Annotated in this window: 26 protein-coding genes and 1 pseudogene; 13 read left to right on the forward strand and 14 right to left on the reverse strand. The window is 60.0% G+C overall.

The features are described from left to right. Window positions 1-187 (reverse strand): hypothetical protein (locus NKI47_RS35270; protein ID WP_502898107.1); only part of this gene is annotated, 187 nt, incomplete at its 3' end. Window positions 188-467: 280 nt separating this feature from the next. Here NKI47_RS35270 and NKI47_RS35275 point away from each other — a divergent pair. The 5 genes from NKI47_RS35275 (at window position 468) to NKI47_RS31745 (ending at window position 2,619) form a co-directional block, all read left to right on the forward strand. Continuing rightward, window positions 468-794 carry a phage integrase central domain-containing protein gene (locus NKI47_RS35275; RefSeq protein ID WP_502898111.1) on the forward strand — a complete coding sequence of 109 codons (327 nt, stop codon included), beginning with the start codon at window positions 468-470 and terminating at the stop codon, window positions 792-794. After that, window positions 685-1,146: a tyrosine-type recombinase/integrase gene (locus tag NKI47_RS31730; RefSeq protein WP_352595194.1), complete on the forward strand. Its 462-nt coding sequence runs from the start codon at window positions 685-687 to the stop codon at window positions 1,144-1,146. Before NKI47_RS35275 ends, NKI47_RS31730 begins: the two co-directional genes overlap by 110 nt. Before the next feature lie 231 nt (window positions 1,147-1,377). Further along, window positions 1,378-1,647, forward strand: coding sequence for a helix-turn-helix transcriptional regulator (locus NKI47_RS31735; protein WP_352595244.1), 270 nt, complete (start codon window positions 1,378-1,380; stop codon window positions 1,645-1,647). A 584-nt stretch (window positions 1,648-2,231) separates the two neighbouring features. Next, window positions 2,232-2,450 (forward strand): HK97 family phage prohead protease, encoded by a 219-nt coding sequence (locus tag NKI47_RS31740; protein WP_352595246.1) that lies wholly within the window; start codon window positions 2,232-2,234, stop codon window positions 2,448-2,450. Beyond that, window positions 2,344-2,619, forward strand: coding sequence for a hypothetical protein (locus NKI47_RS31745; RefSeq protein WP_156948355.1), 276 nt, complete (start codon window positions 2,344-2,346; stop codon window positions 2,617-2,619). The genes NKI47_RS31740 and NKI47_RS31745 overlap by 107 nt, the downstream gene beginning before the upstream one ends. 845 nt (window positions 2,620-3,464) lie before the next feature. Here the strand turns inward: NKI47_RS31745 and NKI47_RS31750 are convergent. Continuing rightward, the gene (locus NKI47_RS31750) at window positions 3,465-3,833 is read right to left on the reverse strand and encodes a hypothetical protein (RefSeq protein WP_352595197.1); all 369 of its coding nucleotides are present in this window, start codon (window positions 3,831-3,833) and stop codon (window positions 3,465-3,467) included. 133 nt (window positions 3,834-3,966) lie between these two features. Between NKI47_RS31750 and NKI47_RS31755 the strand changes: the two genes are divergently transcribed. Beyond that, entirely contained in the window at window positions 3,967-4,311 is a 345-nt protein-coding gene (locus NKI47_RS31755) for a hypothetical protein (RefSeq protein ID WP_352595198.1), read from the forward strand. 273 nt (window positions 4,312-4,584) lie between these two features. Then, entirely contained in the window at window positions 4,585-5,481 is an 897-nt protein-coding gene (locus tag NKI47_RS31760) for an SGNH/GDSL hydrolase family protein (RefSeq protein WP_352595201.1), read from the forward strand. 7 nt (window positions 5,482-5,488) lie between these two features. On the opposite strand, the gene NKI47_RS31765 is transcribed toward NKI47_RS31760, so the two are convergent. Then, window positions 5,489-5,677 carry a hypothetical protein gene (locus NKI47_RS31765; RefSeq protein WP_352595204.1) on the reverse strand — a complete coding sequence of 63 codons (189 nt, stop codon included), beginning with the start codon at window positions 5,675-5,677 and terminating at the stop codon, window positions 5,489-5,491. A gap of 180 nt (window positions 5,678-5,857) precedes the next feature. Then, window positions 5,858-6,139, reverse strand: a complete 282-nt coding sequence (locus NKI47_RS31770; protein ID WP_023722439.1) for a hypothetical protein — start codon at window positions 6,137-6,139, stop codon at window positions 5,858-5,860. Window positions 6,140-6,452: 313 nt separating this feature from the next. On the opposite strand from NKI47_RS31770, the gene NKI47_RS31775 reads away from it, so the two are divergent. Continuing rightward, entirely contained in the window at window positions 6,453-6,731 is a 279-nt protein-coding gene (locus NKI47_RS31775; protein WP_352595206.1) for a DUF2285 domain-containing protein, read from the forward strand. Here NKI47_RS31775 and NKI47_RS31780 read toward each other — a convergent pair. The 9 genes and pseudogenes from NKI47_RS31780 to NKI47_RS31820 form a co-directional block, all read right to left on the reverse strand. After that, window positions 6,725-7,240, reverse strand: coding sequence for a hypothetical protein (locus NKI47_RS31780; RefSeq protein ID WP_352595209.1), 516 nt, complete (start codon window positions 7,238-7,240; stop codon window positions 6,725-6,727). The genes NKI47_RS31775 and NKI47_RS31780 overlap by 7 nt on opposite strands. A gap of 993 nt (window positions 7,241-8,233) precedes the next feature. Then, window positions 8,234-8,377, reverse strand: a pseudogene (locus tag NKI47_RS31785) (IS5/IS1182 family transposase); the annotation flags it as partial. 430 nt (window positions 8,378-8,807) lie between these two features. Continuing rightward, window positions 8,808-9,833: a transketolase family protein gene (locus NKI47_RS31790; RefSeq protein WP_502898108.1), complete on the reverse strand. Its 1,026-nt coding sequence runs from the start codon at window positions 9,831-9,833 to the stop codon at window positions 8,808-8,810. Next, on the reverse strand, window positions 9,830-10,669 hold the full coding sequence (locus tag NKI47_RS31795) for a transketolase (RefSeq protein ID WP_352595247.1): 840 nt from the start codon (window positions 10,667-10,669) through the stop codon (window positions 9,830-9,832). Before NKI47_RS31795 ends, NKI47_RS31790 begins: the two co-directional genes overlap by 4 nt. Before the next feature lie 19 nt (window positions 10,670-10,688). Continuing rightward, window positions 10,689-11,441, reverse strand: a complete 753-nt coding sequence (locus tag NKI47_RS31800; protein ID WP_352595213.1) for an SDR family NAD(P)-dependent oxidoreductase — start codon at window positions 11,439-11,441, stop codon at window positions 10,689-10,691. 40 nt (window positions 11,442-11,481) lie between these two features. After that, the gene (locus NKI47_RS31805; protein WP_352595216.1) at window positions 11,482-12,375 is read right to left on the reverse strand and encodes an amidohydrolase family protein; all 894 of its coding nucleotides are present in this window, start codon (window positions 12,373-12,375) and stop codon (window positions 11,482-11,484) included. A 67-nt stretch (window positions 12,376-12,442) separates the two neighbouring features. Next, window positions 12,443-13,399 carry a substrate-binding domain-containing protein gene (locus NKI47_RS31810; protein WP_502898112.1) on the reverse strand — a complete coding sequence of 319 codons (957 nt, stop codon included), beginning with the start codon at window positions 13,397-13,399 and terminating at the stop codon, window positions 12,443-12,445. A gap of 28 nt (window positions 13,400-13,427) precedes the next feature. Next, window positions 13,428-14,432 carry an ABC transporter permease gene (locus tag NKI47_RS31815; protein ID WP_352595220.1) on the reverse strand — a complete coding sequence of 335 codons (1,005 nt, stop codon included), beginning with the start codon at window positions 14,430-14,432 and terminating at the stop codon, window positions 13,428-13,430. Then, the gene (locus NKI47_RS31820) at window positions 14,429-15,961 is read right to left on the reverse strand and encodes an ATP-binding cassette domain-containing protein (protein ID WP_502898109.1); all 1,533 of its coding nucleotides are present in this window, start codon (window positions 15,959-15,961) and stop codon (window positions 14,429-14,431) included. The genes NKI47_RS31815 and NKI47_RS31820 overlap by 4 nt, the downstream gene beginning before the upstream one ends. A gap of 107 nt (window positions 15,962-16,068) precedes the next feature. Here NKI47_RS31820 and NKI47_RS31825 point away from each other — a divergent pair, with 107 nt between their 5' ends. Continuing rightward, a complete protein-coding gene (locus NKI47_RS31825; RefSeq protein WP_352595221.1) occupies window positions 16,069-17,064 on the forward strand; it encodes a LysR substrate-binding domain-containing protein in 996 nt (331 codons plus the stop codon). Between the two features lie 374 nt (window positions 17,065-17,438). After that, complete coding sequence (locus NKI47_RS31830) at window positions 17,439-18,536, forward strand: IS1595 family transposase (RefSeq protein WP_352595223.1); 1,098 nt, start codon at window positions 17,439-17,441, stop codon at window positions 18,534-18,536. A gap of 15 nt (window positions 18,537-18,551) precedes the next feature. On the opposite strand, the gene NKI47_RS31835 is transcribed toward NKI47_RS31830, so the two are convergent. After that, window positions 18,552-19,268, reverse strand: coding sequence for a B3/B4 domain-containing protein (locus NKI47_RS31835; protein ID WP_502898110.1), 717 nt, complete (start codon window positions 19,266-19,268; stop codon window positions 18,552-18,554). On the opposite strand from NKI47_RS31835, the gene NKI47_RS31840 reads away from it, so the two are divergent. The 3 genes from NKI47_RS31840 to NKI47_RS31850 all read left to right on the forward strand — a co-directional run bounded on the left by NKI47_RS31840 (window position 19,191) and on the right by NKI47_RS31850 (window position 24,509). Further along, window positions 19,191-19,556 carry a helix-turn-helix transcriptional regulator gene (locus tag NKI47_RS31840; RefSeq protein ID WP_502897641.1) on the forward strand — a complete coding sequence of 122 codons (366 nt, stop codon included), beginning with the start codon at window positions 19,191-19,193 and terminating at the stop codon, window positions 19,554-19,556. The genes NKI47_RS31835 and NKI47_RS31840 overlap by 78 nt on opposite strands. Window positions 19,557-19,743: 187 nt before the next feature. Beyond that, window positions 19,744-21,015 carry a metallophosphoesterase family protein gene (locus NKI47_RS31845; protein WP_352595228.1) on the forward strand — a complete coding sequence of 424 codons (1,272 nt, stop codon included), beginning with the start codon at window positions 19,744-19,746 and terminating at the stop codon, window positions 21,013-21,015. After that, on the forward strand, window positions 21,012-24,509 hold the full coding sequence (locus tag NKI47_RS31850) for an ATP-binding protein (RefSeq protein ID WP_352595230.1): 3,498 nt from the start codon (window positions 21,012-21,014) through the stop codon (window positions 24,507-24,509). The genes NKI47_RS31845 and NKI47_RS31850 overlap by 4 nt, the downstream gene beginning before the upstream one ends. Window positions 24,510-24,592 lie beyond the last annotated feature (83 nt).

Genomic DNA, 24,592 nt, shown 5'->3' on the forward strand with positions numbered 1-24,592 from the left:
TCTCGATCGGGCGAACTGGATGGTGACGACCGGTTACAAGGAATTGTTCGCCGGATGAGGGCGAACAGGCGGCGACACGCTCCGCCTGTTCAGATGTGGTTACGGCGTCCGCGAAAAGAGCGGTCTCACGGTCGGGGCTGCGGGAATTAGGTTCAAATTGAAAGACCTCAGTTCTTTGCTCCATCATGACGATCGACCAGATGGCCGGCGACCGGTGCGAGCACCAGACCCGCCACGCTGGACGACAGCAACACGAGGCCAACCAAACCCGAACCGCCAACATGAAAAGCCAACCATGCAGGCAGGACAATTCCGACGCCAACGATAACGAAAGAAGCCGATGAAAAAGCTATAAACAGCGGGTCTTTCGAATCGTCAAGCGAGACACTTTCCCGGCTCGCTTTCCGATGAAGATAGCGGTGAAGGAGAAGTCTTTCCGCAATGGGAAGCACAAGGCGCAGTGGTCGATGACGTTGCGTGAATATGCCAAGCCGCTGCACAAGAGGCCGATCGCCGAGATCGCGCGCGACGACGTGGTCGAGACGCTGAAGCCGATCTGGGAGAAGATACCAGAGACTGCTGACCGCCTCCGCATGTGCATTGCAGCAGTAATGGATCACGCGAAGGCGAGGCGGCTTTTATGTCGGCGACAACCCTGCCGACTGGCGGAGAGGCCTGAAGGATATGCTTCCGGCTCGACAGAAGCTCACGCGCGGCCATCACGCAGCAGTCGGCTACAAGGAACTGCCTGCCATCATCAAGCGCCTACGAGCCGCCGCTGGCGTGTCAGCTAGGGCTGTGGAGTTCGCCGCATTGACCGCAGCGCGTTCCAGTGAGGTTCGCGGCGCAGTGTGGCCGGAGATCGACCTTGATGCGGCCTTGTGGACGGTACCCGCCGCAAAGATGAAGGCTGCGCGCGACCATGAGGTTCCGCTTTCCGAGCGCGCCGTGACAATCCTCCGCGCTACACAGCAGCAGTCGACCAGCGATCTGGTGTTCGAAGGTGGACGCGACGGAAGGCCAATCAGCGACACAGCGATGACGAAGGCGCTTAGGGCCGCTGGTGCGGGCGATGCGACCTTGCATGGTCTGCGCTCATCGTTCCGTGATTGGGCTGGCGATAGACCGATTACCCGCGCGATGTAGCCGCGGCGGCCTTGGCTCATGTGCTCAAGGACAAGACCGAAGCCGCATACAGACGTGGCACCGCGTCGCAAAAAAGACGCGGCTTGATGGTAGACCGGCACAGTATTGTGAAAATAAAGCCCGTTGACCATATTGACATTACAGGCGAAAACGCATATTGTTCTTCACCTTGGCTTACCTCGCCTAAGTTAACGGCGACCCGAATCCCTCTCTAAAGATTCAGATTTGAACGTGCCCCTTCGCACGTTGGATTTTCCGCACGCTCTTTTTGCGCCGGGTTGCAATGGGGATTCCGATGACAGCAAACGACAACCGACCGCGCCTGATCGCACCAAAAGACGCGGCGTCAGCCACGTCTCTTTCTCGTACACTATTGATTTTGATGGCCGAAGCCGGGGGTTCCCGAAGCCCGTTTCGCTATCCGAACGACGTAGTGCATATATGCGTGCCGAGGTCGAAGAGTGGATTGATAAGCGTATCGCCGCGAGCGCGGCAGCATGAGCCACAATGCCGAAACTGTTGCGAAATGTTTATGCTTTGGAAGGCTACCGAGAAGGCGTTCCTGCAGCATCTTCTGATCCGATTCTATAGAGGATGTTCCGGACTTCAATACGGAAAAGTTCGCAACCGGCTTGCACCTACTGCAAGAGGAGTGGCCCATCGACCGAACAGACAAAGATCGAGAAGCGCAGGGCTTAATCAGCATCCGCTTCCTTGGCGAATTGATTGAAATGACAGCAATGCGCATCGCTCGAGATTGAGCACACTGACGGGCCGCGCGTTTCTTCAAAAAACACCGCCGACCAACGGCGGCACTCCAAGACTGGACCGCTCCCCTTGAAAATCCTTGATGCCCGACCGGAGCCGCCAGGCTGCGGCAACGCAAGGGAGTGTGAGTATGGAACGGCGAGAATACGAAACCGCCACGGATAAGGGCGCCCTGGTCAACGTCTGGTGAGACTGCCGGGCGATAAACAGCACACCAAGCGTGGTGACAGCGCAAAGGTCATCGCGCGCCGCATTGCGCTAGACAAAGCGGAGAAGCGCCTGCAGAGGCTGACGAATGCTGAGTATCGGGCTACGCCATCCAATGGAGCCAACCCGCGACTATCGCGGGTCTCTTCGTTGAACAGTTTGCGCGCGGATCTTTCGACAAGTCATTGCTCCACAATCCTGACGTGGCGACTCTGTGGTCGCATGACAGCAGCCGGCCACTTGGGTGTGTTGGCCGCCGCGACAGCAAATATCGCAGCGGCCGGTCCACCCGCCGAGCAAGTCATATTCTTCCACCATGTAGCTCTTGATCTTCAGCCAACTGCCGTGCCGCCAACCGGCTTCCATGGATGCAGGTCAATTCACGATTTGCTGAAACGCGCTGTTTCCGCCCGGGTGGAGCTAGCCTGTCAGTTTAGTGAAGTCGTGGCGCCGCGCGCGAACATGTGCCAGCAAATTCGTTTCGTTTACGACCCCTGATTGAAAGAGATTCAGCGTGGTCGAGGCCAGAATCTGACCGTCTATCGAAGTGCTGTACCATTTAGCGTCGGCGGTTATCTGGTCGACAACCCGCTGGCAAATCGCCCGATCTTTAGGTCTAAGGAACTGACTTTTCGGCGCTCGTAGCATCTCGATGCCTTTAAAGGGGAGTCACTTGTCTCCCAAGCGACACCCATGCGTGGGTCTCCCGAGAATGGATACTAAAACGCATCCAGGCCATTCGTTTGAGTGGTACGATGCGGGGCGTTGGCATCGGTGACGTGGTTGCGATCACGGCCGCGGTACGGAGGCGGTCACCGACGACCGTATCAGTGATACAACGCACTTCCTTAGCGGGCGGCCCAGCAGCTTGGGTTAGGGGGCGGCCGCTGGGCCTGACCAGCGAGCGTTCGGGAATGCTCGACTGGCTGGTTGGTATTTTAGATAAATCTAATATAATCGAACCATGCGAACGAAGTACGCGGCGGTAAGAAAGTGGCTGGCGTCCGATTCACTTACCGCGCGCTTTTGCCTTGGGTTCTGGCGAGCTTTCGGACGGTTTGCAGCCAATTTTGCAGATCGCCGATCTGTTACGCACAGGGACTTTTTCCTCGCCACCAAATCGTCACGATCGCCCTCAGCGGTCGCTCGGCTATGCATGGCAGCTATGGCGTAGTCGGCTCTGTTGGTTCGATAGTCTTCTTTTTGGACAGTCATCGTTTTCTCCCAGTTTCATAGCCCCTCTTTTTGCCCTGGCGGGGAGATTAACTGCCGGTGCATTACGCGAGTCAATCGATGAAACGACCACTCCGCAGTCGCGAGGGCGGGGAGCAACCCTACAATTTTTAACGTTGGAACGGCTTACAGACTGCAACACAGCCGCCCTTTCGTCGGGCTGCGTTGATCGCGTTCATGTTGCCCTTCAGCTCGCCGGTCTTGGCTTCACGTGCCTTGATGTCGTGTTGTCGCATCATGCTGCCAACCGGCAAGCCAAGCCAAAACACGCCATCCACGTCATGGCGGGCCGTCCTGTGTTGTACGGCCATTATCGGCACCAGGTCGGAACTCGTTCGGTAAAGTTCGGCTTCCAACTGGCTGCAGGACTTGCCCGCGTATACGCTGGACGAAACCAGCGTGGGCTTGATGTCGGCTGGGCGAGTAGCGCAGCCCGACAAAACGCTGATGGCTACAAACGCACATAACTTGATTTTCATGCTTCGCCAAAATGCGCGCGGCGAGCAGGCGCTGAGGGCAGGACGAAGTCTATGTGCCTTGACGGCATGCGGAATATATTCCTATTCTGCGGGATGCCGCACCCTCGCCGACACGACGCTTTTGGACCTCAAAGTGTCCGCTGCCGACCTCGGCCTGCGGGTTGGTGAACCCGTTGAAATCATCGTTGATCTGATCGCCGCACAAAGCCTTCAGATCATCGGCAGCATCGCGGTGTCATCCGGGGTGGCGCACAACGAGAGCAACACGGTCAATCCGGCAGTGGCGGGCGGGCTGGGCTACATGAGCGTTGGGCTGACCGTCACGCCGACCCAGAACGATGTCACGTTTGGCAGTCGTGCAGCGTGGCCGGCCGGTAGCTTGATGGCCTTGGTGCCGAAGGGCGAGCCTGCCGGCGCGTTGACCAGAACAGGAGGAAACCCGCCAGCCGATGCTCCGATCAGGGGGTTGCCAGCATAGTCGTTGGTGACGGCCGCTGGCCGCAATGCGGAAGAACGGGTCGATGTTAAGCTTCGGGTGCGCATCCTCCGCCACCATGGCCGCAGATTGGAGAGCCCCGCCGATGTAGGTCAGGCGTGACTTGGCCTTCTGGACAGCCCAGCCGAGCACGAACAGGCCATTCGCACCGACGCCGGCAGCGATGTTGAGCCGAACCAGCAGGCTCGTGGGGTGACCCAGACCGTTCAGATAACCAAAACGGTCAATGGCCTGACGTATATTTCGCTGCCCATCGTGGTCACCCAGAACGACGTTACCTACGGCCTTAATCACCAGCTCCGCATCCTTCCGACAGGGGCCTTGGCCGCGGATGCCTACCTTCCCGGCTGGGCCATCCAGAAGGCACCGGGCCGGCTGATCGATAACCATGGCCGGTTTGACAAACTGGCCAAGGACGTTGCCTCCGTGCCGGCCTCGCAGTTCGCCGGCAAGATCGGTGCGCACTTCGGCGACAGCATCATCGAAAGTGTCATCTGGCCGGGCATCACGCCGACCGCCAAGATTGCCCAGCGCACCGGCATGACGATCACCAACTGCGGCGGCGGCGGTACCCGCATGGCCAACCATGCTGCGAACTATGACAAGTTCTCGTTTTACCGGCTGGCCGATGCCATTGCCTCCGGTGATTTTTCCCAACAGATAGCCGCAGCAACGGTCATCGGAGGCACCTTTCCAGCGATTGCAGCGCGCATGGCATCGGTGGATTACAGCCTGCTGGATTACCTGATCCCCTCGTTCGGCACCAACGACTTCACCGGCGCCGGCCCGACGTGCCCCATCGGCACCAATGCGGACATAACCGGGGCGACCTTCAAGGGAGCCATCAACTACGGCATCCAGACGATCATGACCGCCCGGCCGAACCTGAAGCTCATCTTCACGACGCCGATATGGCGGACGCTGGACGGCACTGCGGGAGGAGCCGGAAGCCAGCTGATCGACTACGCCAACGCCATGCTTGAGGTCTGCGCCCTAAACAGGGTGCCAGTGGTCGATCTGTACCGCCGCTTCATCATCAACCAGTTCAACTACGTTCATTGGATGGGTCCTGGAGACGGAACTCACCCCAACAATCTTGGACAGGACCTGATCGGCGGCATGATGGCGGCGGGGCTGTTCGACAACTTCTAAGTTGCGCCTAGACAATCTCGGCGCGGACGAAATGCCATGACGCCGTGTTAATGATCGTGTCCGGGGTGTAGGGATTGGTGAGTTTCACTAGCGTCCCATCAACTTCCGCGACCGTCCAGACGCCAGTTTCGTCGCTCCAGTTGCCCGGAACCGCTACAATCATGGTGATGCGGTAATCTCTTCCGATTTCGAACATTCGGCCCTCCCCACTTTTTTGGTTCGGGGCAGAATGCGCGCGTGCTTGGGTCGGCGCAAGGGTCACCGACCTCGCAGGCGCGGATGGCGTCGACCAGCGCGACAACCGCGCCACGGGCCAGGTGGATGCCATCCTCGACGTGATCTCGAGCAACCTTTTCACGGCGATGGCAAATCTACCCTAGTGGAAGTCAATCTTTTTCGACGGCTGCGCGGTGTGGCTTTTGAGACTGATGAGCGCAGGCGTGTCGATCTTCGACGCTATCCGCCGGGCCAGTTCCCGCAATTCGAAAAAGCCGTCAATACTCATCAGGCTCAACGGTGTGCCTGACGAAGTATCCCACCGCAAAGGTACTTTGTCTTGCCTATACGAAGATCCGTTCATCTCGCAAATGGCGTCGTAAATCGCCTGTGCGATCGACATTTCGGCACGGATACGCTCTGCGTCTTTTTGGCTGTTCATAAGAATTTTTCCACAAACCATGGTCCCCCTTAGCCGCTTTCATTAGGTGTCGCTGGATCACGCGGATGTGACACGTCGGATAAAATCGATTGATATGGCCGAGGGAGCGCACGCGGTTTTCTTTGGTCTTCGCCGTGTTGAGCGCCGTGCAAGACTCGTGCCGCGTCCATCTTGATCGCAGCGTTGAATGGGCACTATTCGCAATGTATATTGCGCCCATGAGCACTGCAGCTGACAACAATTTTTTGCTGCCGCCCCCGGCTCCAGCGTATCTGCCGGCGCGCGTCATCGGCGACCCGAAGAAGGCGGCGTAGTGGTCAGCCCGCTTCCGGATCCCGAGGTCGCGGACGAAGCGCCAAGCGAGCCCTACCTCACCCCATACGACAATAAACGCGTCGCCATGTATATGTGGCTGCTGGACGCCGCCTATGACGACGAGGATTGGCGCGTGGTTGCCAGGACTGTGCTGCATATCGATCCCGAGAAGGAACCGAAGCGGGCGCACCGAGCCTGGGAAACTCATCTCGCCCGCGCCCGGTGGATTCTCAAGGAAGGGTACAAGTTCCTGTTCCCGAGCCCCATGACTCACTGACGAGTCTGTCCGTTAGGGCCGAAATTGGGGCCGCAAGAAGATACCGACAAAAGGTTTAATGAAATCAACGGCATCTGGCGGAGGGAGTGACCGTCCGGCTGTTTTTTCGCGCCGACGTCATGCCTTTTCTTCGCACCGGTTAAAGGTTTTGGTTCCCTGGACCAGGAAACATCGATGGGGCTCGCGGTCACCCAGGTGAACCCACCGCATCCACCATGCGCATCAAGCGCACGGGTCAGTCGACGCGACAATACACGAGACCCGCCGCGCAGTGCCTGCAGTTCTTTGAGACTGGCACTGATGAAGGCAAGTGCCTCGCCGCGGTTGGGAACCGGTCCCTTCTTCATAGCACGAACCCTGCTGCCACGGATTGACCCCAACTTAATTAAACGCCCTCTCATGGCGTGAAAGTGACTGTCAGCATTGGAGGCGCGGAAATTTCTCCCAATGCAGATGCTCAGGACGTCCTTCGCACTGCCGGACGGTGCCTTTTTGAAGCGAAACAACATGGACGAAATCGTGTTTCGTTCGTCTATGAAGCCGCCATGTTGCGGGTCGTGACGCCCTAACCTACCGCTGGCCCAGCCCTGACGCTGGCAGAGTATCGCGAGAATGGGGCCTGCCTTCCAACCGATTGCGGATGCACCAACAACCCGGCCACGTACGACGTTTCACAGCCTGGGGCCTATTTTTCAGGTAACCGGCAATTCGTTGGAGTCCGTTCTCCTAAGTGACGCAAAAAGGCCCGCCCCATTGTCTGGAGCAGGCCCTTTGACTTGCGCGGTACTCAGAACCTTGCCGCTTCGCGAAAGATAATAGCGAATGGTAAACATCGACTGAACGTCCGTGCCGCTTCGGTGGCCTTGGGTTAGGTGCGGCCTGTCCTTGTTGCTTGGCGAGATCGGGGCGGCTGATGCCGGCTCAGTGCGACACGGATTTCGTGCAAACCCCAACAATGCTGCCCCCGCATCGATCACCGCAAGCAGATTGGCCAGCTAAATGTCATCCACTGCAGGGCAAATTCGTTGCTCGCCGGCCGACAAATGCTGGGAGGCACTGCATGCGCGCGCTCGCGCGGACCTGTGGTGAAAGAATTGGCGCCCGGCCGCGATTGATCAAAGTTGGGCCTGCGGACCGAGTGTCACCGCTTGCGATCGTAACATTGATGCGATCCGAATTTACTCTTTGGCTCGCGCCCAAGCTGGACGCTCAAGGATGCCGCGTCTTCGCCGATATCCTGACGCTTCAGCCCGGCGACCGGTGGCGCAGAGAAACCTCACGAACGCGAGCCGGATCGCGAGCCAGATCGAAGATGAGCTTTCCACCCCTGCATGGTACCGGAGTCTGGGCCCGTTGGCGCAGGATGGAAGTCGATCCTGATGTACGATGATACACTTCCCGTGCGTCGAGATGGGCGGACTCGAAATGAGGCCGCAGTTCGTCAACGACACCGTTGTCGCTCGGGATTGCCTGCTCGAACAGCAGATGTCCGTAATCGGCCGTCAGGCTTCGAGCTCCTTCGGCTGACTTTTGAGGGCGGCGATGAGTAGCCCCAAAAGAGCCTTCCGCCACCGGAGCAGGAGCGAGAAGTTGTAGCCAGCGGCGGCCAGGACGGCGTCGCCCTGCTGGCGGGCGAGGTAGTTGCGGCCAGCTTCTTTCGCTTCGCGCCACTAACCCTTCGACCAAACCGGTGCCGTGACACCCGTTCCGAGAACAGGCGAGCCGCGCGCCGGTCTATATGCCGCGAAGGACAGACGAGCCAACATCCCGAAACTTGCTTACGTCGAACTCGCGGGAGACCGGCACCAGGGGGCCTGACACCAAGTCCTCGAATGCCCTCGATGTGTGTTCAAGATCCTAGGAAGTTCTCTCCTTACCACTGGAAGACAGCTCGTCCAGCCGCATCTGAACAGGAGGCCGGTGCTCAATCAGTGCCGCGCAGGATGTGCCCGATTGACAGGCATCAGGGAAGCCCAGGTCCTTAGTCCACAACGCTGTGACGAGCGCGACAACCGCGGCGGGGTTAGCCAGCTCACAGTTCAAGTCGATGGCTCAACTGTTGCATGGGGAGAGCTCTTACTTCTCGCTCCAAGTGCGGACGCGGCGCACGAGCTCGGAAGTTGAGATCCCGTAGCGATCGTGAAGCGTCGGCAGCGCGCCAGCGTCGAGGAACTCGTCGGGCAGGGCGATCTGCCGAAAGACTGGGGCCACTCCCTCCCGCATCAGCAGCGCGGCGACACCTTCGCCCAGGCCACCGATGATGGTGTGATTCTCGGTCACTATCACTAGCCGTCCCGGACGGCGCGCAGCGGCAAGTATCGTCTGCGTGTCCAGAGGCTTGATCGTCGGAACGTGCAGAACGGCGCAGCCGATCCTGTCGGCTTCAAGCGCCTTCGCCGCCTCCAGCGCGCGCATGGTCATCAGGCCGCTTGAAATGAACAGCACATCCTCACCCTCGCGCAACAGGCGTGCCTTGCCGATTTGGAATGTGTAATCGTACTCGTCGAGCACGACAGGGACCTTGCCGCGCAAAAGCCGCATGTAGACCGGCCCGTTGTAGTCCGCGATCGCCTCCGTGGCCTGTTCGATGTCGAGCGCGTCGCAAGGGTCGATGATCGTCAGGTTCGGCATCCCGCGGAAGATCGCGATGTCCTCCGTCGCCTGGTGGCTGGGGCCGTAGCCGGTCGTCAGCCCCGGTAAGGCGCAGACGATCTTCACATTGAGTTTCTCCTCGGCGATCGCCATGCAGATGAAATCGTAGGCCCGCCTCGATGCGAAGACGGCATAGGTCGTCGCGAAGGGCGTGAAGCCCTCCCGCGCCAGGCCGGCGGCGGCGCTCATCAGCACCTGCTCCGCCATGCCCATCTGATAGAAGCGGTCCGGATGCTCCTGTGCGAAGACATGGAGATCGGTGTATTTCGCGAGGTCTGCCGTCATTCCGACGATCCCGGGCCGCTGGTGCGCCAGTCTGGCCAGTGTGTGCCCGAACGGCGCATTGCGTGTCGGTACGCCATCGGGCGCGATCGACGCGATCATCGCCGAGGTGGTCTTGCGCTCACCGGCATTGGCGGCGTGGCGCGGCGCGAATTTTGACAGCCTCACTGTGGGCGTCCCTTCTCCAAAGCTTCGAGCGCCAGCGCCCATTCATGCGGTTCGACGCGGATGAAATGCGTGATGTCGCGGGTTTCCAGGAACGGCACGCCCTTGGCCATGCGGGTATCGCAAACGATCACACGCGGACGAGGCTCCTTCAGCCCGCGCGCCAGGTCGAAGGCCACGCGGACCGCTTCGATGTCGTTGCCGTCGACGCGCTGCGCGTGCCAGCCGAACGCCTCGAACTTGTCTGTCACCGGCTCGGAGGAAAGCATGGCCGTCGATGGACCGTCGGCCTGCTGGTTGTTGAAGTCGACGATGGCAATGAGATTGTCGAGCTTGTGGTGGGCCGCCGACATCGCCGCTTCCCAGGTCGAACCCTCGCCGAGTTCGCCGTCGGACAGGAGGTTATAGACGAAACTGTCGCTCTGCTTGCGCCTCAGCCCCATGCACATACCGACAGCGATGCCAAGGCCGTGACCGAGCGAGCCGCCGGTGATCTCCATGCCGGGCGTGTATGCCGCCATGCCGGACATCGGCATGCGGCTATCGTCGCTGCCATAGGTCTCGAGCTCTTCCTCCGGTAGCACGCCCGCTTCGATCAGCGCCGCGTAGAGCGCGATGGCGTAGTGTCCGATCGACAGCAGGAAGCGGTCGCGTCCCTCCCACAGCGTGTCGTCCGGCCGGTAGTGAAGCGCATGGAAATAGGCGACGGCAAGCACGTCGGCGGCACCCAGCGCCTGTCCGACATAACCTTGGCCCTGGACTTGACCCATCCGCACGGCGTGTCGGCGGATACGATAGGCTCGTTCGGCCAGGCTGACATTGCTGCCAGCGCGAGGCATCTCAAGCTCCGTTGTCCACTCAGCCATGGATTAGCATCCCACCGTTGACATCGATCACGGCGCCGGTGATGTAGCTGGCCAGATCGGAAGCCAGAAAGAGATAGGCGCCGGCGACGTCGCGTGCGTCGCCCAGCCGGCTGAGCGGGATTCCCTTGATGATGTCGGCGCGCATGGCGTCGGTCAGTTTGTCGCCCGTGATGTCGGTCTGGATCAGGCCCGGCGTGACACAGTTGACGCGGATGCCTTCGGGACCGAATTCGCGCGCCATGGCCTTGGCAAGCCCCAGAACACCCGCCTTGGCAGCCGAATAGTGCGGGCCACCGAAGATGCCGCCGCCGCGCTGGGCCGAAACTGACGACATGCAGATGATCGAGCCGCCGCCATTTTCGCGCATGTTCGGGATAAATGCCTGGCTGAGATAGAGCACGCCGCGCAGGTTGACATCGAGGATGCGGTCCCAGTCAGCCGGGCCGATATCCAGTGTCTTTACGGGCTGCGTGATCCCGGCAATGTTGCACAGCACGTCGACCTTGCCGAAGGCTACGGTCACTTCTCCAGCAGCCTTCGTGCAGGCATCGTGGTCCGCGACGTTACAGGCGAGGCCAATGTGCTCGGGCCCAAGTGACTCGGCGGCGTCACGGGCCTGCTGCTCGTCAAGATCAAGAATAGCAATGCGCGCCCCTTGCTCCGCCATCAGCGTTGCCGTGGAACGGCCAATTCCCCGAGGGCTCGCGGCACCCGAAATCACCACGGCCTTGCCCTTCAGCAACATGTCAAAGTCTCCTGCTAATTCAATTATTTCGGCGTATGATCTAGAGCCGGTAGTAGCTGGCGGCGTTGTCGTGGAACAACGCGAGCCGCTCCTGGTGCGTGTAGCCTCGCGTGATCTCCTTGAAGGCGTTCACGATGGCGTCGAAGCTCGAGAACAGCTTGTCGACCGGAAAGTTCGTCGCGAACATGCAGCGGCCGACGCCGAAGGCCGCGATAGCCGCTTCGACATTGGGACGGATCGACGCCACGGTCCATTTCCAGTCGCCCATGCCCAGGCCCGATATTTTGCACGCGACATTCGGCGCTTGCGCCAACTGGTGCATGCCCTTTCTCCAAGCATCGAAATGCTCCGAGCCATCGACCAGCATTCCGGTGTGATTGAGAATGATCTGGCTGTCAGGAAAATCGCGCGCGAGTTCAAGGAACTCACCCATCTGCGGATAATAGAGCTGCAGGTCGAAACTCAGCCGGCGTTTCGCCAGTTCTCCAAACCCCCGCCGCCATTGTGGCGTCCGGCTCACTTCCGGCCGCGTCTGATAGGTCTTGGCCGGGTCGGGATGGTAATTCATCGACTGCCGGATACCCCTGAAGTTCTGATACTCCATGTGCCGATCGAGAAGGTCACTCACATCGGGTTTGGAGAGGTTGGCATAGCCGACGATGCCGTGGGGGAAGCCCCGTTTGTTCGCGATCTCCTGCAGCCAGCGGGTCTCCCCGACCGGATCGCTGGGATCGAACCCTACGTCCAAATGTACCGATTTCACCAGGGTCTGGTTCCTGGCGTCTTCCAGATAGTCGTCGAGAAGGTAGCTTTTGCGGATCGCCTCGTAGTCACCGAAAGCCGACGGCTTAACCCCGTCAGTCAGCCACGGGTAGTAGTTGGTCTCCAGATCCCACAGATGATGGTGCGGATCGATGAACGGCAGCTCGGCCACGGTCGGGATTCCTCGCTCGGGGTCTGGACCCGCCGCCGGCTTGGCCGACGGGTCCATCGGGTGGCGGTCAGTTGCTCGGCGGAAAGACGCGGGCGATGACCTTCTTGGCCTCAGCACTGTCGACCTTGTCGGCGGTAACAAGAGGCATGACCAAGGCCAGGTCCTGGGTCACCGGTGCGCCCGTCAGTGCGTTGTAGACCTGTTGGGTTCCGTCGATCCCTTGGCCCACCGCCTCCTGGAAGAAGATGCCTTGGATCGCTCCCGTCTTGAGCAGCGCAATCGTTGTCGGCGAGCCATCGGCGACGGTAATGCCGATCTTGCCGGCCAGGCCGCGCGTTTCGACCACCTTGGCGGCGCCGCTGCCGGCTTCGTCATACATGCCGTAGATAGCCTTGACATCGGGATTAGCGGTCAAGAGGTCATTTGCCTGGGTGACGGCTTCGTTGATCGTCAGGCCACGCGTCTCCAGCATCTGGACGAGGTCACACCCTGCGGCCGCGAACGCCTCCTTGGCGCCCTTGAGGTATTTCTGCGCATTCTCCCGATCCTGCGGCAAGGACAGCATACCGACCTTGTTGCCGCCACGCTCCTTGGCGAGCTCGCAGGTGAATTTCCCCTGCGCCTTGCCGGTCTCATAGTTGTTCGCCGTGACCGAGGATGTGTAGTTGGTGAGGCCCGGCTGCGGCCCGATGCCGGCGAACGCGATCGGTACTTTCTGCTTCGCCAGATAATCGAGCAGCGGCGGTGTCGATGTCGAGCTAACGGGGCCGATCACAATGGCCGAGACACCTTTGGTGACGGCGGTCCTGGCATTGTCCATCTGCTTGGCGGGCGAATTCTCCGACGTGTACTCGACATAGTCCATGCCAAGCTCGTTGGCCTTCTCCTTCACGCCGTAGCCGACCCATTGCCAGTAGGAGATATCCAGCGATGGGGCGATATAAGCGACGGTCTTCTTGTCTTCAGCATATGATGCGCTGGACAGGCCGGACGCCGCCAATGCTGCAAGCAGGATTGTCTTCATTTTCATCTTGGTTCCTCCCGTTGATGATCTAGATGCGGTTGTTATTGCTGAAGCGGTCGATCAGAACCGCGAGCAGGATTGCAGCGCCGGTGACCGAGCCTTGCCAGAAGCTGTTCACGCCAATGAGGTTCACGCCGTTCTGGATACAGGTGATCATCAGCGCGCCCAGCACGGCGCCGATCGCGCTCCCGGTTCCGCCAAAGAGGCTGGCCCCGCCAATGACGACGGCGGCGATTGCCTGCAGCATCAGGCTGGCGCCGGCAGTGGCTTCGGCGTTGAGGATGTAGCTTACCGTCAACAGCCCGGCGAAAGAGGCGAGCAGGCCCGAAGCGACATAGGCCGCGAACTTAATGCGCAGAACCGGAATGCCGAGCAGCCGGGCGGCAATTGCCGATGAGCCGACGGCGTAGAACCAGCGTCCAAGGACGACCTTGCGCAAGGCGTATTCCAGCAGGACCATCAGGATGATGCAGAATAGAAGATGGTTGGGCATGCCGGCAACGATCTCGCCGGAATTCAGGAGCCAGAAATCCGGGGCGCCGATCGGCATCGAACGCCCATTGGTGACGATGAAGGCAAGGCTGCCCGCCACCGCGTAGGTGATGAGCGTGACGACGAAAGGCGCGAGCCCGACGACCGTGACCAGAAGGCCATTGATCGAGCCGAACACAAGGCCGACCGCCAGGCCGGCAGCACTCGCGGTCAGTCCGTCACCGCCATTGGCCATCGCCAACGCGGTCACCATTCCGGTCAGGGAAAAGACTGAACCGACCGAAAGATCGATTCCGCCGGTAATGACGACCAGCAAAACACCGAGCGACATGATTATGAGAGGCGCGGCGGCCTGGATGATGTTTTGCACATTGCCCATGCTGAGTGCTGCGGGCACCAACATGCCGACGGCCAGCAGCAGGACGACGATCGCAGCGGCAATCGCGGCTTCCGTGCGGTAGGACAAAAGAACTACTGGGACGCGCGACGTGGTGGTCCGGAGTTTTTTCGTTGTGGTGGTGCCGTCGGTTGCGTCGGTCATGCCGCCATCCCCGTCAGTTCGGCGAGCCCCTCCTCGGTGAAGTGCTCTTCAGGCAGAAAGCCCTTTGGCCGCCCATCGGTGTCAAAGGCGAAAATGGCCTCGCAAAGCTCGAGCAGTTCGACGTTCTCGGTCGACCACCAGATGATGATCGCGCCAGCGTCGGCCATCTCCCGGATCAAACCGTAAATGTCATGCTTGGTGCCGATGTCGACGCCACGCGTCGGCTCTTCCAGCACCACCATCCGGAGCGGCAGCCCAAGCCACCGTGCGACGAGAAGCTTCTGCTGGTTGCCGCCGGACAACGAGGCCGGCAGGTCCCAGATCGAGCTGGCTTTCAACTTCAGCGCCGAAACGAGATCACGACATTCCTGCCGCTCGGCTGCGGCTACGATCCGCCGCCTCTCGCGAACCCTGCGTGCTGCAAGCACGTTATCGACGATGGGCAGCTGCGAAAGGATCCCTTTGGTTGCGCGGTCGCCCGTAACAAAGCCGATACCGGCCCGCGCCGCTGCCGCTGGGGACGAGAAACGGTCCCCAAAACCCCCGCCCGAAAGGCGCCAGCCAGCTCCGGGTCCGGCACCTACAAGGGGAGCAATGAGGCCGGTCGGGCCCGCCGGTGCGCCGGCCAGTCCCAAAATGGTCCCGGACAAAATCGCGATCCTGACGTTGTTTGGGCCCAGCAGCTCGATCGGTGGGCTCTGTGGGAGGCCCCTTTGCGGTTTGCGGTGGGTTGCTGGACGCTGCGCGTGTTGGCCCATCTGCTGGATGATGTCCGCGTCGCTGAGCGAGGCGAGGGGCGTGGCATTCGCGATCGTGACGCCGTCCCGCAAGACAGTGCAGACATCGCATAGCTCGCGGATTTCGCGCATACGGTGAGAAACAAAGACGATACCAATGCCTTCTTCTCGCACCAGCCGCTTTAGCACCGAGAAGAGTTTGACCGTCTCGCCGGCTGTCAGGTTGGCGGTGGGCTCATCGAGAAGCAGCACTTCCGCTCCAGTCGAAAGTGCGCGGGCGATCTCGACGATCTGGCCTTCGTGGAGGGACAATTTGCGTGCCGGCCGATCGATGATCTCTTCGCCGATCGCGGGGTCGATCAGGCGGAGCGCACCAAGCGCGATTTCCCGCATGCAGCGACGGCTGATCTGCGACCAGCCCGCCTTTGCATGGACGATGCCGATGTTTTCCGCGACCGACAGCTCGGGCAATAGCGCCAGCTCCTGATGCACCACCGCGATGATCGGCCTGGTGTGGCCGGCCTTCGACGAGGCGAAGCTAATATCGCCGGCATCGCGTGAGATCAGCCCGGTGATGATGCGGATCAGGGTGCTTTTGCCGGCGCCGTTGCCGCCCAGGAGCGCGTGGATTTCGCCAGGCCGGACCTGAAAACTCACGCCCCGAAGGACCCGTGTTGCGCCGTAGTTCTTCTTAACATTGGAAGCCTCGATCAGGGGCTTCCTGGTCGATGCCTGTCCAACTCCCGGCACCTTGCCGGCGCTACCCAAGCTTTGGGCTGAACCCGGTTCCATCCTGTATCTCCTCCCGAGACCACAGGATCCTGCGACCGATTGACATTCGGCTCAATTCTCGTTTCTTAACATTCTGTGTAGCTGGACTTAACTGACTGACCGGAACGATGTCGGATTTCAAGTTCAATTCGATGACCCATTTCGAGGCGGTTGCGCGCCTCGGCGGCGTGGCAAAGGCTGCGCAGGAGTTGCGGGTGACACCTTCGGCGGTCAGTCAGCAGCTGCGGTTGCTCGAACACCAACTCGGGGTGCGGCTTTTTCAGCGCGAAAAGCGCCATCTCTCGCTCACGATCGACGGTGAGCGGCTCTTCCAGACCACCACCCAGGCTTTCGAATCCATACGCGAGGTGCGCAATGCCATTGTGCGGCAGCGCGAAAGCTTTCAGCTCAGCCTGCGCGTCAGTCCTTCCTTCGACGAGAAATGGCTGGCGCCTCGGTTGGCCGAGTTCAGCAAGGACTATCCGAGCTGGAATTTGCGCGTCGACGCGACGCCGAATTTCTCGGATTTCGAAACGGAGGTCATCGATCTCGATCTTCGTTATGGCGACGGCGGCTGGGCCGGCCTTTATTCGGATTGCGTCGTCAACGATCTGATCCTGCCGATGTGCTCGCCTTCCTATCTTGCCGGACTGCGCGCGATCTCACCGGATCCGCGCGAGCAGCTTCGCCGTGCGCGGTTGATCGACAGTGTGAAGGCCTATTTCCGGTGGGATTATTGGCTGCCGCGCAACGGTATCCAGGGCGCCCGCATGGCCTATCCTTACCGTTTCGACCGTTCGTCAATGTCGGTTCAACTGGCGAAGGACGGTGCAGGTGTGGTCCTGGAAAGCACATCCCTCGCATTCGAGGACCTGGTGTCGGGTTCTCTGGTTCCGGTCTCGATAGAGTTCGAGGTCATCGAGTTTCCGGGATACTGGCTGGTCTGTCCTTCGCGGCATATGAACCGGCGCGCGGTTCGCCTGTTTTCGGACTGGGTGTCAAGCGTGGGTAAGCGCGACACCGATCTGGCTCGCCGGTTTCTGGCGGAAAAGCAACTGCGCATATCGTTCGAACGACGGCCTCATTTCGGGGCACGGGATGACAAAGCGGCGCCAATGGCGTGAACAGTTCGGCGTTCAAGACATGGCAACACGAAGATTGACAGCACGTTGCGGTTGAAGAGCTGGCAAGAACGCAGGCTGTGTGCAAGGGAAGGCGGGTTGGCCCCGCTTTTCATGCGTCGATTGTGCCTCTGGCTGCCCGCGCCACAATGACCCTAGAGATCAATCAAGCTGCGACCTTCTTGCGGCTCCGCTTCTCGGCTCCGGCGCGTGCGGCTCTTTCAGTTTGCGGCCGAGCCCGATCGTCTTTGGCTAATGGAGGGCATCGCGATAAAAGTACGCCAAACAACGCGGCCTTTATCAACCAAAGACAGCTAAAGGCTTGTATTAATGGCCTTCCCATGCGATTCTTGGACGGTGATCTGGAGGGGATGAGAATGCCTGAAACGATGCTGGCAGCGCTTTCCAACATTCGGACCGTTGAAGAAATGATCGTGGCCTTCCGGGATGAAGAGCATTGCCGGCGATTGCTGGAAACCATGGTGTGGCCAGAAGGCAGGATCTGTCCCGCCTGTGGTTACAAGCGGTCGATCGCGCTTGCCGGCCGCGATACAGGCAAGCGGCGTGCGAGACCGGGCCTTTATCAATGTTCCAATGGCGCTTGCCGGTTCCAGTTCACGGTGACGACCCATACCCCGCTGCATTCGACCAAGCTGCCCTTGCGTGTTTGGCTGAAAGCCATGTGGCTGATGCTCCAGTCGGACAAGGGCTTGTCCTCGGTCCGGCTCGCCGAGATCCTTGGCGTGAGCCAACCGACGGCCTGGCGCATGGGTCACGCCCTGCGGCTGATGGTGGCCCGGGAAAACATGCTCGACGGCACGGTTGAGATCGATCATTTTCATCTCGGAGGAAGTCCCCGAAAGCGGCCGGATGAGCCACCTCCAGGACGGGGCCGGAAAGGTCAGGCGAATACAGAGAAGGCGCCGGTCATGGCGATGGTGCAGCGGCCGACCGACGTCACGCCCGGCGCTCCGGCCGGTGACGCACGTGCCGCGGTCGTGACCGGTCTTTCGTTGCGCGCGGCCGAACGTGCGATTGAAACACAGATCGAAACCCACGCGCATTTGATGAGTGATGAGGCGAAGGCATTCATGGCCATAGGCGAGAGTTTTGCCAAGCATGAAACCGTGAAGCATTCCAGCCACGAATATGTTCGCGACACGGTCCACGTCAATTCGGTGGAGGGTTTCAATTCCCGCGTGCGGCGGACGATCGCCGGAGTCTTCCACCATATCAGCCCGCAACATGCTGACCTCTATTTCCATGAGATCGGCTTCCGCTGGTCCCAGCGCGTCGTGTCTGGAAGCGCCGTTCGGAAAACTCGGCATGGCCGGGAAATCATGCGAACGCTCTGGTCGCGGGTGCCGCCGGCGCTGCAACTGCCGACTGTGTTTCGGACCGCAACGGGGCGTCAGATGCGCCGAAGCCCCGATGGCGGCATCACCATCAAATCGGCCGTAGCTGTCTTTGGTTGATAAAGGCCAACAACGCTAAGGGAGAACAAGCGGTGATCTGATTTCGTTCGACGCTCGTTTCGAGAGCCGTTCTGGGTCGTTCGCAATCAACTGTGTAGGCCAGCGGAGCGAGCAAGGAGCGCCACATCCGGAAAGGCTGAGTGGGTGTTTCTGCGAAAGGTGGGGCCATGCCCTAAGGGACACGCGAGATGTAGTGGACTCGTCGATCCGCGCGGCTCCGATTCGCGCACCCGGGCACAACGCTTGGACAAGTCCCATCAAATGCTCTCCGGTGGCCGTCATCTGTTTAGCTGACATAGGGCCGAGGGCTTCCAGCACGAGCCACATGGCGCGGGTATCGACCGTGACCATGGTGCGCCGCCCCTGCCGCCAGTTCCAGCGGCGGCACGTGACACCGGCATCATCGCACCAGATGACTTCGCCCGGTTCGGGATGCTCGGTTACCATTTCACCTTGCTCGATCGTGTCGAATGGCTCCGCTCCCTTCGCAATTAAAAGTCTCGGGACCCCCTGGTAAAGATCGAGATCCTCCCCGCCAATCGGAACGCCATATCCACCGAGCGAGTGGTCGAACCTTACGGAGTGTTGATCGGAATCCGACGCTATCTGGTGGCCAGGCCAACAACCGATCGCGCGGGTCCGCTCAGGCACTTCGTGGCTGAGAAGATCGAACGCGCGGAACTGATCGGCGAGGTCTTCGAACGTGATCCAGGCTTCGACATTCATGCGCATGCGCGGAAGGCGTTCGGAGCTTTTCAGAACGACAGTGAGTTTGGCGAAGTCATCTGGAAGTTCAAGCCTGACGCAGCGCCGCACGCGCGAACTTTCCTGTTCCATCCGGCTCAGATACTGGAGGATCAACCCGACGGTTCACTGATCGTGCGTTTCTGGGCGTCCGGTCATATGGAGATGTGCTGGCATCTCTACATGTGGGGAGACAAGGTTGAGGTCGTAGCGCCGGAGGTCCTTCGCCGAATGGTCGAGAGGCACCAGCGCTCTGACTTTCCCTCGCTTCCATAGAACGCAATTTCCCAAACAGCTTTGAACGGTGGGAACCGCACGATCCGCGGCTGGTGACAGGTTCTGTCATTAGCCTGTGGAAACCTGAAATCCCGAGGGCTTGGCAGCCTAGGCAGAAACCTAAGCGCAGCCCAGTATCTGTTTCGGGGAATCAAAGCCTTCTCACGCGAAGGCAAAAGGTGAGGGCATGGCTTTTCGATTTGTTCATACGGCGGACGTTCATCTGGATTCGCCGCTTCGGTCGCTGGCGCTGCGCAACCCGGAACTAGGCGAACTGATAGGCAACGCGACCCGGCGTGCCTTTGTCAATGTCGTCGATCTCTGCCTATCCGAGCAGGTCAACGCGCTTCTTCTCGCGGGTGACCTGTACGACGGCGATCAGACCTCCATGAAAACTGCGCGGTTCCTTTCCGAGCAAATCCGACGACTGGACCAAGCCGGAGTGCGGGTGTTCATCATCCGAGGCAACCACGATGCGTTGTCGAAGATCACCAGAGAACTGACGTACCCGGAAACCGTAAAAGTCTACGGTGGGCGCCCGGAGGCTATCTCGCTCAAATTGGATCAAGCGACCCCTGTGGTTATTCACGGGCTTAGCTTTGCGCAGGCCCAGTGTCCCGAAAGTCTGGTGGGAAAGTACAAACCACGGATCGAGGGCGCTGTTAACATCGGTCTTCTGCACACCAGCCTCGCAGGAACGCGGGGGCACGATCCATACGCCCCCTGCAACGTCTCGGATCTGGAGGCGACAGAGTTCGACTATTGGGCGCTCGGTCACATTCACAAGCGGTCAATCAGTAACGGACGCTGCACGATCGTGATGCCTGGCATGCCCCAAGGGCGCGACATCAACGAATCCGGTCCGAAATCGGTGAGTCTTGTTACGATCGCTGATGACCGAACCGTCCACATTGAGGAAAGGTTCACCAGCATCGCACAATTCGAGCGCGTCGTGATCGACCTCGACGGCATCGCAGATTGGCGTCAGATGGTGACCACGGTAGCGGGCAACCTGGGGGCCGCGCGGGAAGCTGCAAATTCCGAACATCTTGTGGTCCGGCTTTCCTTCACCGGACGAACGCCGCTCGCATGGCAGCTCCGTAACGACGCCGACCTCGTCAAGACCGAAGCCGAGCACAGGGCATCCGCCATTGGCCGGACCTGGATCGAGAAATTGGAAATCCAGTGCACCGACCTCGTTTCCTCCGATGGGTCCAACGGGGATCCGCTCATCGAACTTCGGGAGCTTGTCGGAAGCGAAATCATCGGCTCGGAAGCTTACCACGCCGCGCTCATCGATATCGGGGAGGAGCTTCGTGGTCATCTGCCACCTGAAAGCAGAGGCACTTTCGGTGCTGATCAGGAGGAGTTTCGGGCCACGTTGCGCCTGCTCGCGCAGGAGGGGGTCGAAGATGTGCTCGCACGGCTCCATCATCGGAAGCAGGATGAGGTAGCATGATGCGCATCAACCGGCTTGACCTTACCCGCTACGGCAAATTCACCGACAAGCACATCGACTTCGGGCCCGTGGAGCCGGGCCGTCCAGATCTACATATCATCTACGGCCCGAACGAGGCGGGCAAATCGACCGCCCTATCTGCATTCCTCGACCTCCTCTTCGGCATCGAGTCCCGCAGCCGCTATGATTTCCTCCATCCTTACTCAACGATGCGCATCGGGGCCGCATTGGACATCGGTGGTGTTGCCCGGGAGCTTGTCCGGATCAAGAAGCCCCAAAGCAGTCTGCTCGGTCCGGGTGATCAGCCGATCGGCGAGCATTTAATACTCGGCGAGCTTGGTGGAGTTGAGCGGGACGTCTATTGCGCGATGTTTTCCCTCGACGATGACACCCTTGAGGAAGGCGGGAAGAGCATCCTGGCCAGCAAGGGTGATCTCGGACAGCTTCTGTTTTCGGCAAGCACAGGTTTGGCCGCACTAAGTCAGACACTTGTTGAATTGCGTTCGCAGGCCGACGGCCTTTTCAAACTCCGTGCCCGCAGCAGTGAAATCGGCGACTTGAAAAGTCGGCTTTCCGACCTGAAGGAGCGAAAAGAGCAGATTGACACTCTCGCCACCCATTACCGCCAGATGGTGGAAGCCAAGAAGCGGTCACTGGCACACTACGACGAGGCGATGGCGGACCGAACCCGGACGCAGCTTCGGCTTGACGAGATCAAGAACCTGCTGACCGCACTGCCACGACTGGCGGAATTGCGGGACATCCGCGACAGTCTCGCTGAGTTGCAAGATGTTCCCGAAGCGCCGCCTTCCTGGGGAAACGAACTTCCGGCAATTCATCAGGAAGACATCGAGCTTGCCGTGAAGCGAGAGACGGCGAAAGCGTCCATCGCCGAGCTTGAGAAAGGGCTCAATGCCATTGCCGTTGACGACATCGCGCTCACCTTGGGGCAAAGGATGGACGCTATCGGCGAGTTGCACGCCCGTTATGTCACCGCTGAAAGGGATCTGCCGGACCGTCGCCTGCAATTGATGGAAGTCGACCGGGAAATTGCGAATATTCTGCGGCTTCTCGAGCGCCCTGAAGGAGACGAGCCGAGCAGCCTGATGCTCGGAAGTCGCATTTCTGGGAGCATCAGAGATCTCGTTGAACGCCGCTCCGGTATCGACGCGACACTTCAAAACGCGAAGCGCGAAGCCGAAGAGGCGAACCGCCGTCTGATCGAGTTGCGGAGCAAGCTGTCGAGCGAAGCCGCTGCCTCCATAAAGGGCAAAGCCATTGCGGCGCTGGCGAGGGAGCTCTCGGCGCTTCGAGAGAACGATCATGCCGCCCGTCGCCGTGTCGCCGAACGCTCGCGTGTGGATCTTAAAGAAATACTGGCGCAGCAGATGTCGGAACTCCGACCGTGGGGTGAAAGCGTTGACCAGGTACGGCAAATGAGAGTGCCGGCACCTTCTGAGCTGGAGGCCTGGAAATCAGCTCTGTCTAAAGCGGAAGCCGAGATCGATCGCTACAGCGATGACAGCGGGCGCCTCACGAGTGAGCTGCGGTGTTTGCGAGCCGAACTGGATGCGTTGAAGAATTCCACCGGCGTCGTGGACGATCATGAAGCAGCGACGTCGCGATCCGCGCGTGAAGCGGCATGGGCTACGCATCGTGACGCGCTCGATGAATCGACCGCTGCGGCGTTTGAGATCAAGCTGCGGAAAGACGACCTGATCACCAGCGCACGGCTGGGACACATGAGCGACCTGGCGAAGCTGAATCAAACTTATCAGAGGCTCGCCGTCGCGGAAGCGGAATTAGAGCGCTCAGCGGAGTTGCTGAACGCGGCGAAGTCGAAACGCGAAGCTATCAGGGCCGAAATTCTGGAGTCCGCTCGGAGAATGGCTCTGACTGTTTCTGGCGAGATCAAGCTAGGTGGGCTTGAGGCATGGCTGAGACGCCGCGAAATGGCCCTCGCGACAGCCGACTTGCTCCGGGAGGCCGAAGGTGACTTACGCCAGGCGGAAGCGGACGGCTCGGCGACGCGCAACCGGCTCTCGGCGGCACTATCGGCGGCAGCCGTTTCCCAGGATCACTCTGACTCCTACGAAGCGCTTTTGGCCAGGGCCCAATCCGCCGTTGATCTTGAAGTCGAACACAAGAACTTGAGGGAGCAACTTGAACGCTGCGAAAGGGAGCAGGCTTCCCGCCAGTCAGCCCTTGAAACGGCAACTGCCGACGAGGCGCAATGGGACGCGTCATGGGCTGAGGTTTGCAAGAGCTGCTGGCTCGGCGCGGGAGGGACTATCCCCAGCCTCGCGACCGTCAAGGAGGTCATGGACAGACTTGCCGAGCTCGGCCCGGCCGCTCAGCGACAAGCCGGTTTAGCAGATCGCATCGCCAAGATGGAGGAAGATAAGGCGGCTTTCTCACGCGAGCTTGCAGTCATGGCCGCGGAACTCGGATTAGATCGACCAGCAGAGAGTGCCCTGAGACTCTGGGCGCTGATGTCCGCCAGAGTGGAAGAGGCCCGATCGAAAAAGGCGGAAAAGGAATCCAAGCACCTTGCACTGGAGGATCAGATTCTCAAAGACCGGGACCTGGAAGCTGAAATCGCGGTTTGCGAGCGCCGCAAATCTGAAATGACGCAGCTGTTCGGAGTATCATCCTTGCGGGAGGCAGAGAAAAAGCTGCTCATGATCGAGCAAAGGAGGGACTTGCGCCGGCGGTCCAGTATCATCGAACGCGAAATCCGAGACGCGCTATCAATCCAGGACATTGCCGATGTCGAACAGATGCTTGACGCCGCGGATCGGCCTGCGCTGGACTCCGAGCAGGTAGAACTCAGAGCCCGGTTTGAGGATCAGGATCGGCGCGTACGAGAGTTGTTTACGGCATACAGCAAAGCGTCCGACGAGGTGGATGCCGTCGACGGCGATAGTGCCGTGGCTGCTATTGATGAGCAACGGCGCACGGTCCTCCTGGAAATTGAGGATAAGGCGTTCAGCTACTTCCGCCTCAGGGCCGGCGTCGTAGCGGCCGAGCAAGCCTTGCGCCTCTATCGCGACAAGCATCGCAGTTCGATGATGCTTCGCGCCTCGGAGGCTTTTCAGGTGATCAGCCGTGGCGCCTATCGTGGCCTGGCGACCCAGCCTGACAAGGACACCGAAGTCCTTATTGGCATCGGGGCTGATGGGAGTTCCAAGCTTGCGCAGGAAATGTCAAAGGGAACACGCTTCCAACTCTATCTCGCGCTCAGAGTGGCCGGCTACCACGAGTTCGCCCAATCTCGAACTCCTGTTCCCTTCATTGCCGACGACATCATGGAGACGTTCGACGACTTCCGTGCCGAGGAAGCCTTCCGGCTATTTGCCGATATGGCGGAAGTGGGCCAGGTAATCTACCTGACCCATCACCAGCATCTTTGCGATATCGCCAGGCGGGTTTGTCCCAATGCGCGCATACACGAGTTGGCGCCGCCGCTCGCTCTGGAAAGCCGTGCGGCATGAGAGGTCGGAGCCGAGTGGGGGATTCGGAACGCTACCGGCCTCGGAGATTCCGCCGGTACAGTCTCAGCTGATTTCATGTCACT

The sequence above is a fragment of the Mesorhizobium sp. M0633 genome (genome assembly GCF_040320645.1).
GTDB lineage: Bacteria > Pseudomonadota > Alphaproteobacteria > Rhizobiales > Rhizobiaceae > Mesorhizobium.